Source organism: Morganella psychrotolerans (genome assembly GCF_001676055.1).
Classification (GTDB): Bacteria; Pseudomonadota; Gammaproteobacteria; order Enterobacterales; family Enterobacteriaceae; genus Morganella; species Morganella psychrotolerans_B.
Genome location: NZ_LZEX01000023.1, coordinates 248,153 through 262,945, shown reverse-complemented (window position 1 = coordinate 262,945; position 14,793 = coordinate 248,153). Strand labels below are relative to the sequence as shown.

9 protein-coding genes are annotated in these 14,793 nt (G+C 49.3%); 1 reads left to right on the top strand and 8 read right to left on the bottom strand.

Features of this window, described 5'->3' with window-relative positions:
- Positions 1 to 67: 67 nt before the first annotated feature.
- On the top strand, positions 68 to 1,465 hold the full coding sequence (gene mltD, locus AYY17_RS13125) for a murein transglycosylase D (protein ID WP_067424493.1): 1,398 nt from the start codon (positions 68 to 70) through the stop codon (positions 1,463 to 1,465).
- A gap of 102 nt (positions 1,466 to 1,567) precedes the next feature.
- On the opposite strand, the gene AYY17_RS13120 is transcribed toward mltD, so the two are convergent.
- From AYY17_RS13120 to dgt, 8 genes are all read right to left on the bottom strand, one after another.
- Positions 1,568 to 2,953: an SLC13 family permease gene (locus AYY17_RS13120; RefSeq protein ID WP_067424491.1), complete on the bottom strand. Its 1,386-nt coding sequence runs from the start codon at positions 2,951 to 2,953 to the stop codon at positions 1,568 to 1,570.
- Between the two features lie 481 nt (positions 2,954 to 3,434).
- Positions 3,435 to 4,733: a phosphopyruvate hydratase gene (eno, locus tag AYY17_RS13115; RefSeq protein ID WP_067403904.1), complete on the bottom strand. Its 1,299-nt coding sequence runs from the start codon at positions 4,731 to 4,733 to the stop codon at positions 3,435 to 3,437.
- A gap of 72 nt (positions 4,734 to 4,805) precedes the next feature.
- Positions 4,806 to 6,443 (bottom strand): glutamine hydrolyzing CTP synthase, encoded by a 1,638-nt coding sequence (gene pyrG, locus AYY17_RS13110; RefSeq protein ID WP_067424303.1) that lies wholly within the window; start codon positions 6,441 to 6,443, stop codon positions 4,806 to 4,808.
- Positions 6,444 to 6,647: 204 nt separating this feature from the next.
- Positions 6,648 to 7,454, bottom strand: a complete 807-nt coding sequence (gene mazG, locus AYY17_RS13105; RefSeq protein WP_067424301.1) for a nucleoside triphosphate pyrophosphohydrolase — start codon at positions 7,452 to 7,454, stop codon at positions 6,648 to 6,650.
- 215 nt (positions 7,455 to 7,669) lie between these two features.
- Entirely contained in the window at positions 7,670 to 9,904 is a 2,235-nt protein-coding gene (relA, locus tag AYY17_RS13100) for a GTP diphosphokinase (RefSeq protein ID WP_067424299.1), read from the bottom strand.
- Positions 9,905 to 9,913: 9 nt separating this feature from the next.
- A complete protein-coding gene (gene rlmD, locus AYY17_RS13095) occupies positions 9,914 to 11,254 on the bottom strand; it encodes a 23S rRNA (uracil(1939)-C(5))-methyltransferase RlmD (protein ID WP_067424297.1) in 1,341 nt (446 codons plus the stop codon).
- A 500-nt stretch (positions 11,255 to 11,754) separates the two neighbouring features.
- Positions 11,755 to 12,876 (bottom strand): glutamate-cysteine ligase family protein, encoded by a 1,122-nt coding sequence (locus AYY17_RS13090; RefSeq protein ID WP_067424295.1) that lies wholly within the window; start codon positions 12,874 to 12,876, stop codon positions 11,755 to 11,757.
- A 273-nt stretch (positions 12,877 to 13,149) separates the two neighbouring features.
- Positions 13,150 to 14,667, bottom strand: coding sequence for a dGTPase (dgt, locus tag AYY17_RS13085; RefSeq protein WP_067424293.1), 1,518 nt, complete (start codon positions 14,665 to 14,667; stop codon positions 13,150 to 13,152).
- Positions 14,668 to 14,793 lie beyond the last annotated feature (126 nt).

The following is a 14,793-nucleotide window of genomic DNA, read 5'->3' as shown; positions in this document are numbered from 1 at the left end:
GGGCGGAGCAACCCCCGTATGATTGCTGAACTTAAAGACTAAATATAATGGTACTGACTCCGCCAACATGAAAATTAAAGCCACCCTACTTGCCGCTGCTATTTTGTTAGCGGGGTGTCAGAGTACACCACCCAAAACAGTTCAGAAATCTTATCAACCTTCAGGTAACGGTTTTTTACTGTCTGCTCAGCAGATGGAAATGGCGAAAGCGTCATCCGTTAATCCGGACGACGATATCTGGGGCTATATCCGTGATGAAATGACAATGAACATCCCGGACAATGACCGTGTCCGTGCTGAAGAACGGTCTTACCTGTCTAAAAAGAGCTATCTCCACGATGTGACACTCCGCGCAGAACCTTACATGTACTGGATCATCGGTAAAATCGATGAACGGAATATGCCGATGGAACTTGTTCTGCTGCCCATAGTGGAGAGTGCTTTTAACCCCCATGCCACCTCATCAGCGCAGGCTGCCGGTTTATGGCAGATTATCCCGAGTACCGGTAAAGCGAACGGGCTGAGTCAGAACCAGTGGGTCGATGACCGCCGGGATGTCGCCGCATCAACCAGAGCGGCGCTCGATCTGCTGGAGCGCCTCAACGGTATGTTCGGCGGAGACTGGGCACTGACACTTGCCGCTTATAACAGCGGTGAAGGCCGTGTTCTGCGCGCAATGGAAGCTAATGCCGCAGCCGGCAAGCCGACCGATTACTGGTCACTGTCATTACCGAAAGAAACGATGGATTATGTGCCACGTATCTTTGCGCTGAGCAATGTTATCCGCAACAGCGATCGTAACGGCGTGAATTTACCGGCGCCGAATTCAGAACGTGCTCTGGCACGGGTCAATATCGGGCAGCAAATCTCGCTTGATATGGCAGCACAGCTGCTGGATATGCCGGTCGCAAAGCTGAAAGACTATAACCCGAGCCTGAAGCGCGGTGTGACTTCACCGGCAGGCCCGCACTATCTGATGCTGCCGAAAACAAAAGTTGATCAGCTGATGAGTGCACTGTCTGATGATGCGGTTCTGAGTGATATCCGCATGGCAGTTGCCAAAAATAACCAGCGAAGCAATCAGTTAAGCACGCCGGCAGGTCGCGTGAAAGCAAGCGAATACAAAGTGAAGAGCGGGGATTCTCTCTATGCTATCGCCTCACGTCATAAAATGACGGTCACTGAACTGACAAAACTGAACGGACTGAAAACCACCAGTGCTATCAAGCCGGGCCGGACATTGCAGGTAAAAGGCAGCCCGGTGGTTAAACCCTCAAAAGCGGCAACTAAAAATGCCATGCGTCTGGCAAAATACAAAGTGCGCCAGGGTGATTCTTACTACGGTATTGCACAGCGTCATGGTGTCAGCCTGAAAGAGCTGATGTCCTGGAACAGTAAAGTAAAAATGAAAGATTTACATCCGGGTGTTGAATTAACGGTTTATTTAGCCGGAAAACGCAGCTGAATTAAACACAACCGATTTGCCGGGTAAAAATAAAACCGCCGCTGATATGTCAGCGGCGGTTTTTTTTTAACATTGTAATGATTACGGCTATTTTCGTTTCAGCTACACCCAGAACAACCAGGCAAATGCTGAAATAACAATGATACAGGCGACATTCAGTACTGCCCCGACGCGCACCATTTCTGACTGTTTGATAAACCCGGTACCAAAGACGATAGCATTCGGCGGCGTTGCCACCGGCAACATAAAGGCACAGGATGCACCGATACCGATAATCATTGTCAGTGCCATAACCGGCATTCCCAGCCCGTCAGCCACACCGGCAAAGATAGGCACCAGCAGAGCGGCACTCGCGGTATTACTGGTAAACTCAGTCAGTACAATAATAAATGTTGTCACCGCGATAATAATCACCAGCCAGCTGCTGTTACCAAATGTGGTTTTCATCCAGTCAGCCATCACTTCACTGGCACCTGAATCTTTCAGGATCATACTCAGTGTCAGACCCCCGCCGAACAGGAACAGAACCCCCCACTCAGTGTTGTTCTGAATTTGTGACCAGCTCGCCACACCGGTAATACCAATCAGTGTCGCTGCACTCAGGGCAATAATGGTGTCAAAATCTTTGAGATTGCCGAACAACTCACTCAGCGGAACACTGGTTATCCAGCAGATAACGGTCAGACCAAAAATACCGAGCGTCAGTAAGCGCTTTGGTGTCCACTTAACCTGTTCAACTTCAATATCAAAATGCGCACCCAGCTTAGGACGTAACATCAGATACATAATACCGAACATGATAGGCATCAGAATCAACACCATCGGGATGCCGTATTTCATCCAGGTAAAGAAATCCATGTTCAGCTGGTTTGCGGCAATGATATTCGGCGGGCTGCCGACCATTGTCCCGAGCCCCCCGATGCTGGCGCTGTAAGCCACACCAAGCAGCACAAACACAAAGGTATTGCGGTCATTGCGGATATCCAGGTTACTCAGAATACCGAGCACCAGCGGTAACATCATTGCTGCAGTTGCGGTATTACTGATCCACATGGAAAGTGCGGCGGTCACGCTGAACAGTAAGATAACCGCAGCCCATAAGCGCCCTTTGGCGATCACCAGCAGGCGGTTGGCGATCAGGCGGTCTAACCCCTGAATATGCAATGCGGTTGCCAGCGCAAAACCACCGAAAAACAGGAAAATTGTCGGGCTGGCGAAGGATTGCAGTGCTTTCCCTGTTCCCAGTAACCCGAGAAAGACCGCCAGAATAGGAATAAGCAGTGCCGTCAGCGTGACATGTATTGCTTCTGTCAGCCATAAGATAGCGACAAAGACCATTAAAGCCAGACCCGCGTTTTCTTTATCGCTGTATGGCAGATATTTCAGCAGCAACACCAGCAGCACGATATCCAGAGCCACGATGATAAGTCCTTTTTTATTAAAAGAACTCATCCCGGTGGATTGGGTGAGCGTTTCTGAAGCGTCCATGATAATTCCCTCAGTTTGATATAAAGCATTCACGAAACCGATCACCATATACCCTTATTCATTCAAACTGCAGGTTCGTTGGCTGTGGTCAGCCAGCCGGGTCACATACTGATGTATGCTCCCCGGCAATCGGAGCTTGCCGCCTGCCTGCAACTTGAATGACGTTGGGTATAGAATTTAGCAACCGGTTATTTTGCGCGAATGCTAAAAATGTTAATCAATTTATCTTCATGTGAAATATAAAAACTATTAATGACAAAAGACATCACAAAACGTTGGTTTTGGGATCTGCAACTACAGAACAAGTAAAAAAACTTGTGATAGTTGGATAAATGACCAGTTTTATTCATTGAGAAAACGGATGAAGACAGAGGGGATATTCGTAAGACACCATCAGAGCGGAAACAAAAAAGGCGTGTCCGACGGACACACCTTTTTAACACTCACCGGCTGAATTCACAAAATAAATTCAGCTGATAAATTACTGACCTTTGATTTCTTTACGGCCGTTGAACGGTGCACGTTCACCCAGCGCTTCTTCAATACGGATCAGCTGGTTGTATTTTGCAACACGGTCAGAGCGGCTCATTGAACCGGTTTTGATTTGACCCGCTGCGGTACCGACTGCTAAGTCAGCAATGGTCGCATCTTCAGTTTCACCGGAACGATGAGAGATTACCGCAGTGTAACCGGCATCTTTTGCCATTTTAATTGCAGCCAGCGTTTCAGTCAGAGAACCGATCTGGTTGAATTTAATCAAAATGGAGTTAACAACACCTTTTTCGATACCTTCTTTCAGGATCTTGGTGTTGGTTACAAACAGGTCATCACCGACCAGCTGGATTTTATCGCCCAGAACTTTAGTCTGATACGCGAAACCATCCCAGTCAGATTCATCCAGACCATCTTCAATAGAGACAATCGGATACTCTTTGGTCAGGTCTTCCAGGTAATGGGTAAATTCGGCAGAGGTAAAGGTACGGCCTTCGCCTTTCAGTTCATACATCCCGGTTTCTTTGTTATAGAACTCAGATGCTGCACAGTCCATCGCCAGGGTAACATCTTTACCCAGCTCATAACCGGCTGCTTTAACCGCGTCTTTGATATCAGACAGTGCTTCTGCGTTTGAACCCAGGTTTGGTGCATAACCACCTTCATCACCCACTGCGGTATTCATGCCTTTCGCTTTCAGCACTTTCGCCAGGTGATGGAAAATTTCAGAACCCATGCGAACCGCTTCTTTCAGAGAAGGTGCGCCGACAGGCTGGATCATGAATTCCTGGATATCAACGTTGTTATCTGCGTGCTCACCACCATTGATGATATTCATCATCGGCAGCGGCATAGAATATTTGCCCGGCGTGCCGTTCAGTTCTGCGATGTGTGCGTACAGAGGTAAACCTTTTGATGCTGCTGCGGCTTTGGCATTTGCCAGAGAGACAGCCAGAATCGCGTTTGCACCAAAGTTGGATTTGTTTTCAGTACCATCCAGGTCAATCATTACCTGGTCAACTTTAGCCTGATCTTTTGCATCCTGACCCAGCAGCGCTTGTGCAATCGGACCATTAACTGCGGCAACCGCTTTCAGAACCCCTTTACCCAGGAAACGTGACTTATCACCATCGCGCAGTTCCAGTGCTTCACGGGAACCGGTAGATGCACCTGACGGAGCAGCAGCCATACCGACAAAACCGCCTTCCAGATGGACTTCAGCTTCTACAGTCGGGTTACCACGGGAGTCGATGATTTCACGGCCGATCACTTTAATGATTTTGGACATTAGGTTTTCCTCAGTACACGTTAAATTTTTGATAAGTAACCGGCACTTATCACCGGTCACTTATCTCATATCTTATTTCAGCAGACCTTTCTGGTTATCAGAGGCCGCTTTGACAAAACCTGCAAACAGCGGATGACCATCACGCGGGGTTGATGTGAACTCAGGGTGGAACTGACAAGCCACAAACCACGGATGATTAGGGTTTTCAATAATTTCCACCAGTTTATTGTCAACTGAACGGCCTGCAACCAGCAAACCTGCATCTTCAAGACGCTTCAGCAACATGTTGTTCACTTCATAGCGATGGCGGTGACGCTCAGTAATCGCATCTTTACCATACAGCTGGCGAACCAGTGAATTGTTCGTCAGATGGCATAACTGACCGCCGACACGCATCGTACCACCGAGATCACTCTCTTCGCTGCGGACTTCAAGATTGCCTTCTTCATCGCGCCATTCAGTGATAAGCGCAATAACCGGATATTTACAATCCACATCAAACTCTGTGGAGTTGGCACCTTCCATATTGGCCAGGTTGCGGGCGATATCAATTAACGCCACCTGCATCCCTAAGCAAATGCCCAGATACGGGATTTTGTTCTCGCGGGCATAGCGGGCAGTCATTATCTTGCCTTCCACACCACGGGAACCGAATCCGCCCGGTACCAGGATTGCATCCAGTCCCTGTAATACTTCAACGCCACGGGTTTCAACATCCTGAGAATCGATCAGTTTGATGTTAACCGTGACACGGTTTTTCAGACCCCCGTGTTTCAGCGCTTCGATTACAGATTTATAGGCATCCGGTAACTCAACATATTTACCGACCATCCCGATGGTTACTTCACCTGACGGATTGGCTTCTTCGTAAATCACCTGCTCCCATTCAGAGAGATCTGCCTCAGGTGCATTTATGCTGAATCGTTTACAGATATAATCATCTAATCCCTGGGATTTCAAGAGGCCGGGGATTTTATAAATGGAATCGACGTCTTTCAGACTGATCACGGCCTTTTCAGGAACATTACAGAAAAGGGCGATTTTTGCTTTTTCGTTAGCAGGGATCACTCTGTCAGAGCGGCAAATCAGCACATCCGGCTGAATTCCGATAGATAATAATTCTTTTACAGAATGCTGGGTCGGCTTGGTTTTTACTTCACCGGCAGCGGCCAGATACGGTACTAATGTCAAATGCATGTATAACGTGTGCTCACGGCCAACCTGTGCTGCCATCTGACGGATAGCTTCAAGGAATGGCAGTGATTCGATATCACCGACGGTTCCGCCGATTTCCACCAGCACGACATCATGGCCTTCACCACCACGGATGATGCGTTCTTTGATTTCATTGGTGATGTGAGGAATAACCTGAATAGTGGCACCTAAGTAGTCGCCACGGCGCTCTTTGCGCAAAACTTCGGAGTAAACACGCCCGGTCGTAAAGTTATTACGGCGGGTCATTTTAGTGCGGATGAAACGCTCGTAGTGACCTAAGTCGAGGTCAGTTTCAGCGCCGTCATTGGTGACGAAGACTTCCCCGTGCTGGGTCGGGCTCATTGTTCCCGGATCGACGTTGATGTACGGATCCAGTTTCATCATGGTGACATTGAGTCCACGGGCTTCGAGTATAGCTGCCAGAGAGGCTGCGGCAATGCCTTTACCCAGAGAGGATACGACCCCGCCGGTCACAAAAATATAATTAGTTTTCATGCTGAACCTGAAAGTTTAGGTGTAATAGATGATGGAGATAACCGGACGGGAAAATAGTATACCCTAACCTTATTTTGCCGACAAATAATCTCGTCGCCTCATTTAGGTCATCTGTTACCTTCCGCCCTGTTAAAACCGGCTTTTATCACTAAAAAATCAATCGGTTACATAAAATAAAAAACTTTTCATTCTCTTGGTAAATCATTAGCTGAAAGCATTAAGCTCAACCTCACGGGATTTAACATCCTGCCAACTTTTCTCCATATCTGCAAGTGTTGCTGACTCCATTGTCAGCCCCTGCTCTGCAATCTGCGTTTCCACCTGACGAAAACGGGCTTCAAACTTGCGGCACGCCTTGTGCAGCACCATCTCCGGCTTGTGTCCCAGATGGCGGGAAAAATTCACCACAGCAAACAACAGGTCGCCCAGCTCTTCCGCCACCCGCTCGTCACTGACCTGCGGCTGGTTCACTTCTTCCATCACCTCGTCCAGCTCTTCGTAAACTTTCCCGAGAACCGGCGCCAGTGTGTCCCAGTCAAACCCGACTGTCGCGCAGCGCTTCTGGATTTTATACGCCCGCATCAGTGCAGGCAGATTGACGGGGATATCATCCAGCAATGAATATTGTGCTTTTTCTGCCCGCTCTTTGCTTTTTCGCTGCTCCCAGCCGGAAATCGCGGCGTCCGCACTGATCCCCTGCTCTTTAGCAAAAATATGCGGGTGGCGGCGGGTTAATTTGTCACTGACCGCATTCACAATATCACTGAAATCAAAACGCCCTTCTTCCTGTGCTATCTGCGCGTAAAACACCACCTGGAACAATAAATCACCCAGCTCGCCTTTCAGATCATCAAAATCAGCGCGTGCAATCGCATCCAGCACCTCATAAGTCTCTTCCAGCGTATAGGGCGCGATAGTGTCATAGGTTTGCGCTTTATCCCACGGACAGCCGCTTTGCGGGTCACGCAGTTGTGACATGATGGTCAGCAGACGCTCAATTGGTGCAGACATAGAATTTATTCCTGAAGACTTTATTTCTGAAGATGTGTTGTCAGTAAAAAGCACAGAGGCTGAATACGATACCCAACGTCATTCAAATTGCAGGCAGGCGGCAAGGAAAATCAGACGGGGAGCATAGATAAACTATGTGACCCGGCTGGTTTCATGCCGCCCAGACCCTGCGGTTTGAATGAATAAGGGTATATAAGTAAACAGCCTCTGCGGGATCACTGTGTATGCCGTTTTGCCTCAATCACATCCGGCAACTGACTCAGTTTTACCAGCACGCGGCTGAGCGTCTGGATGTTGTAAATTTCCACATCCATATCAATGGTCGCTATCTGCTGTTTTACATCACTGTGACTGCGCACACCCAGAACATTGACTTTTTCATTGGCAAGGATGGTGGTGATATCCCGCAACAGGCCGCTGCGATCATTCGCCACCACGCGGACAACCAGTGAGTAACCACTGGAGTAGCTCGCGCTCCAGACCGCTTCCACCAGCCGCTCCGGTGCCTGTTCCTGTAACTCCAGCAACTGCTCACAGTCGGCACGGTGGATGGAGATCCCGCGCCCTTTGGTGATAAACCCGGTAATATTATCGCCGGGTATCGGCTGGCAGCAACGTGCAATATGGTGCATCAGATTGCCGACACCCTCGACCACAATGCGCCCGCTGTTCTGGTGCGCCGGAGCCGGTTTGGCAGGCGGGGCTTTTTCCAGTGTTTTCAGTGCTTCGCGATCGGCTTCTTCGGCTGTCGGTTTATTCAGTTTGCTTTGCAGGAAATTAGATAACTGATTAATCCTGATATCACCCACACCAATACCTGCGAGGACTTCATCAATAGAATGAACGTTATAACGGGCGATCAGCAGTTTTTCAGCTTCTTTCAGACTGAGATCCTGCGCCGCCAGTTCGTTATCCAGCATCTGACGTCCGGCAATAATATTTTTATCGCGATCCTGCTTGCGGAACCAGTTGTGGATCTTAGCTCGTCCGCGGCTGGTGGTGACATAGCCCAGGTTCGGATTCAGCCAGTCACGGCTCGGGTTCGGCTGTTTCTGGGTGATCACTTCAATCTGGTCGCCCATCTGTAACAGATAGCTGAACGGCACAATACGACCGCCGATTTTCGCCCCGATACAGCGGTGACCCACATCACTGTGGATATGATAGGCAAAATCCAGCGGCGTGGAGCCGGCCGGTAAATCCACCACATCACCTTTAGGGGTAAATACGTAAACCCGATCATCAAAGACCTGGCTGCGCACTTCATCCAGCATTTCGCCGGAATCCGACATTTCTTCCTGCCACGCGATAAGTTTGCGCAGCCAGGCAATCCGGTTCTCGTAACTGCCGGTTTTACCCGCGACTGCCGTACCTTCTTTGTACTTCCAGTGCGCGGCAACCCCCAGCTCTGCATCTTCATGCATCTGACGGGTGCGGATCTGAATTTCCAGGGTTTTGCCCTGCGGACCTAATACAACAGTATGAATTGACTGATAACCGTTTGGTTTCGGGTTTGCCACATAGTCATCAAACTCATCCGGCAGATGGCGGAAATGTGTATGGACAATACCCAGCGCCGCGTAGCAATCCTGAAGACGCTCGACAACAATCCGCACCGCGCGGACATCAAAAAGCTCATCAAATGTGAGTGCTTTTTTCTGCATCTTGCGCCAGATACTGTAAATATGTTTCGGACGCCCGTAGATTTCAGCCTGAATATCTTCTTTTTTCATGTCATTACGCAAAGAGGTGACAAAGTTGTCGATATACTCTTCGCGATCAAGACGCCGCTCATGCAGCAGGCTGGCAATGCGTTTATAATCATCGGAATGCAGGTAGCGGAAGCAATAATCTTCCAGCTCCCACTTCAGTTGCCCGATCCCGAGGCGGTTTGCCAGCGGCGCATAAATGTTAAAACACTCTTTGGCCGCCAGGATGCGTTCATCTTCACAGGCGTCTTTGACCTCCCGCAGATGGGCGATGCGCTCAGCCAGTTTGATGACCACGCAGCGGAAATCTTCCACCATCGACAGCAGCATACGGCGGATATTATCCACCTGCACAGAGCTGGTTTCGTCGTTATGGGTCGCTTTCAGCTGACGGATAGCATCCATATCCATCACGCCTTTGACCAGCAGCCAGATAGCAGGACCAAAGGTCTCGCTTATCTTTTCCTCATTGAGGATGCCCGCCTCAGCCAGCGGAAAAAGCAGAGCTGCGCGTAAACTGTCCAAATCCATACTGAGGGTGGATAAAATTTCCACCATCTCAATACCGCGCCCCAACAACAGCGCCGCATTCTGATGCCCATCAACCTGCTGATGACAGTAATGCCAGACTTGTTCCAGTTTTTCACCCGTTGCCGGACCATGCAGCCCGAGACTGTTAATCCAGTGAACCGGATCAAATTCACCGGCGGGTGTTAAATGCGCACTTCTTACCGCAACCATAAATTCTCCCTACTGACTGACCGGTGGTGTTTTTGTGAACAGCACCATCGACTCCAGATGGCCGGTTTGCGGAAACATGTCCAGCATACAGACAGCATTCCGGTAATACCCGGCATCATGCAGAACCTGACTATCCCGCGCAAGTGTGGTGGGATTACAGGAAACATAAACAATACGCTCAGGGCAAAGCGCAACAATATGCGGCATCATCTCTGCCGCACCGGCGCGTGCCGGATCTAATAAAATCTTACTGAACCCTTGAGCCGCCCACGGCTCACGGGTCATATCCTGCGATAAATCGGCGTGATAAAATGTGGCGTTCGCCAGATTATTACAACGCGCATTCTCCTTAGCGGTACGGACCAGCGCTTCCACGCCCTCCACACCCACAACATCTGCGGCACGTTGTGCAACCGGCAAGGTAAAGTTGCCCATGCCACAGAAGAGATCTAACACGCGATCGTGTTTTGTCAGCTCCAACCAGTTCAGTGCCTGAGCTACCATTATCTCATTCAGTTCACCGTTTACCTGGATAAAATCCTGCGGGCTGAACTGTAATTTTAACCCGGCTACCGAATAATATGCAGTGTGCTGCGCACAAACAGCAACAGGCGGCTCATCATGACTGCCCTGTAAATACAGTGCCACACTATGTGTTGCACAAAATGCAGTCAGGACGGACATGTCCGCCTCATTCAGCGGTGCCAGATGACGCAGCACCAGCAGTGGCCCGTCCTGCGTATCCACAAGCTCCGCATGACCCAGTTCCGGTGCAGCTGACAGGGACGACAGACAGGCACTCAGCGGTGATAATAACGCATCCAGACGCGGCACCAGCACCGGGCAGTGTTTCACCGCCACCAGCGATTTACTCTGTGCCTGACGGAATCCCATGGTCAGTTGCTGTGTTTTCGGGGAATACATCAGTGCCAGCCGCGCCCGGCGGCGGTAGCCGTATTCTTCACCGGCAAGTACTGTGACCGGTCCGCATTCAGTTCCGGTTTCACGGGTAAGCAAATAGGCAAGATACGCCGCTTTGGTGTCACGCTGCATGGCAACAGGAATATGCTGCTGCTGACATCCGCCGCACTGACCGGCGTAGCGGCACAGCGGCTTACGGCGTGCCGGGTTATCTGACAGACGCTTAACCACCACACCTTTGGCGTAATGGCGTTTTTCGTCAGTCAGTCTGACCTGAGCGGATTCTTCCGGCATCAAATCAGGGATAAAAACCGTCTTTCCCTGAAGGCGGGCAATACCCTGCCCTTGGGCATCGAGAGAGTCAGCAGTTACCGTAACAGTCCGTGACTGCCGCGGGGTCTGACGGGGCTGAGAATAAAATTGCGCCATAGTGATAGAAACTTAGTCTGTGAGGCCGGTGATTTTCCCATAAAGTGACGCATTGACCAATGGATTATTCGGCTGCATCACACTTTGCGGATCACATAAATCATATCATAAGGCCGGATAGCGCCTTAGCATTATTTGTTAAAAGCATAAACGATATTTATCTATATATGTCTATATACATCTATGTTTTTAATTTTGTTATTTATAACGCCCGATACAATAATGATAAATTAAATAATACACAACATTAACGCCCGATTAATAATAAATTTACGTGAACTTACCGTCCTGTTTTTTATCATAAAAAAAGCCGCTATTAAGAATAATAACGACTCTTTTTATGGGTTTTAAAATGTGTACTGATACCCTTATTCATTCAAACTGCAGGTTCGTTGGCTGCACTCAACCAGCCGGGTCACATACTAATGTATGCTCCCCGTCTGTTTTCCCTTGCCGCCTGCCTGCATCTTGAATGACGTTGGGTATATATGACACTGGATTTATTTTACTGAATCCGGCCACAGCCCGCCGAAATGCATTAATTCCCCGTTGGTAAGAAAACGGGTAACAGCCTCATCAGCCGGGGTCATTTTAGCGGCCAGGCGTTCACTGAGTAATGTCAGGCGCTGCGCTTCGTTCAGCAGACCGTGCTGCTCCAGTGCCCGCTTTGCGGCATTCAGCAATGTTTCAACGACTGTTGATACTGTCAGATCCGCAAACGGGTCACGGGCAATAGCTTTAAACAGGGCATCGGGCTGCACGCCATAGTTAAACGAGATGGTATCATCCAGTACCAGCCCCAGGATCCACGCGCAAAATGCGCCCAGCAGCACCGGATCAGGTACGGCATCAAAGGCTTTAAATTCAATTCGCCCGTGTTCATTCTCATTTCGCGCCGGATAAATAAAATCATGCGGATACACCGCCGCGTTTGTCAGAAATCCTTTGCATGACGGGCGATGACAACTGCGCAGCGCCGTCCGCCGTGACAATCCGCCCCACAGCTGTCCGTTCTCTATCGGGCCGTTCAGAGATAACGCGACCAGATAAGGTGCAAAAAAGGTTAGTTTTTCAACAGCCTGTACAACACGGGCATCACTCATTTCCGGCACGGAGATATTAACGTCCGGTCCGCAGGTCTGCATTACCAAATCCGCATGATGAAAAGCGGAATGTTCTTCACGAAATGCCTTTTCCCAGTCATTGAGCGGCGGGGTAAACTGATAGCGCGGTGATACCGGGTGATAAGCGCTGATCGCCAATCCCAGCCCGCAGAGACGCAGGCGCTCACTCAGTTGCGCCTCGATAGTCTGTAATGCTGTCAGCGCATCCGTAACCGATGCCGCAGGCGGCGTGCGAATTTCAATGCCTTTAATCACCTGCCCGGTAAGCTTTCCTGTCGTTGAAAAGCGCTCATCGCCTTCAACATACCAGTAACCGGCCTTAATACCTGCGTCGCCTTTATGCAGAGATTCATCATCCAGTCCCGGGCGGTTATCCAGCGCCGGTGCCAGTTCTGATAAGGTAATATTGTCAAAGGATTTAATACCCGCGGCACGTTTATCCCGGTACTGTGTCAGCCAATATTCAAACTCAATCCCGACCCGATACTCTTTTTGCATAAGCGATGTAATCCCGGTTAATACCTTTATTGTATTTTATTGTATCTATTGCATCTGAACGCTATTCAGACAGCGATAATATGATGCACAGATAATAACTAATCACTTTATATTAATTAACATTTCAACAGCAATTTATGCTGTTGTTACTTTATAAAATAACAACTATTCCGCACTGAATACAGTGCATCTATTTCAACAACACCTGTTGATTAATCGTAGCAACAATACCAGAAATAATGAACAGGAATTGTTATGTCATTAATCAGCAGGTTACTGACAAACGGAAAAGCGCCGGTATTCTTCATAAGCATAATGGTCGGTCATTCCGCTGATATAATCCTGAATCAGCCGGGCGCGGTAATAAAATTCCGATATGCTCCGTTCATCTTCCGGTTTATCTGCCAGCGCTTCCACGGCTTCACTGTATGCCGCTCTCTGTTTGCGGGACAGTTTATGCAACAGTCTGGTTTCAATAAAATAGCGTTTATGGAAGTTTTCACGGACGAGTTCTGCAAAGTCGGGACCGGACATCATTAACAGCGGCCGGTAAAAATCCAGAAGACCATTAATAATTTTAAATCCCTGTAATTCCAGTTCTTCCACTTCGTGATGCGTAAATACATACTTAAAGGCAACACGTTTCAGGGTTTTCAGCAGGCGGTGTTCTTCACTTTTATCTTCCAGCAGCGCCTGATTATAGGTGCCGTCAAACAGCGCCGGGAGATTATCAATAAACCGCTGCGCCGCACAGGGCACCAGTTTATTGGTGATATACACCCGCAAATACATAAAAAACTGATCCTGAGCGCTGCGGTGATGATCGCGCGCAAGCGAGGTATATGCACGCTCCACGGTTTCGCTGAACAGGGCTGAATCAGGATCTCCCTCCAGTGCCCGCCACTCCAGGCGCAGATAATCAACCAGGGAGTCCGGCGTCAGAATGCCTTTTTCCACAGCATCATCCAGATCCGCAATGCAATAAGAGATATCATCCGCCGCTTCCATAATATAACAGAGCGGAAAGCGGCAGAATTCGCCGAGTTGCAGTTCTTCACGCAGCCGCAGGATCAGGGCGTTTTCAGACCAGTAATAACCCGGTTTTTTCGTCAGATAGCTGAATTCATCCGGTACAGATGACTGCTGATACGCAGGCCGGGTATATTTCAGCACACTACCGAGCTGAGCAAAGGTCAGGTTAAGTTTCAGCAGATGATGCGCCATTCTGATCCCCTGCGCATTGCCCTCAAACTGACACAAATCCCGGCGCAATATGCGCCGCAGTTCATCTGCCTGCGGATTTCCGGTCAGTTTCAGTACCGCAATCTGACAATTGTCTTCTGCTTCATTTTCACTGTGCGGTTCACCCAGCAGCGTACTGAACCATTTTTGAATAGCGGCCTCGCCAAAGTGCCCGAACGGCGGGTTGCCGATGTCATGCATCAGGCAGGCCATTTCGACGACACTCTCAAAGGCATCAGGGCGCTCATCCAGACCATACTCCGCAAGCTTTCCCGCCTGTTTTAACTGACGGAGGATCGTTTTGGCGATATAGCGCCCCACCTGCTGAACTTCAAGCGAATGCGTCAGGCGGCTGCGGACAGCCGAGTTGCGTTCAAGCGGGAATACCTGGGTTTTTTGTTGCAGCCGGCGGATAGCGGCAGAATTGATAATACGCCCGCGATCACTTTCAAATGCCTGATTAACAATATGTTCTTCAGCACATATTTCAGATTGCGGTCCGAACTGGCGGTGAAAATTCAGCTTCTTTTTAAAATCAATTACCGGCACATTGCCTCCGTCTTTCTATTCAGCCCGCGGCGTGACATTCTGACGGACGGGAAAAGACACATTCCGCCGGGATTCAGTGATAAACTGTTGCTGATTCGCTATTCTGCAGTTCAATTTCTATTCAGG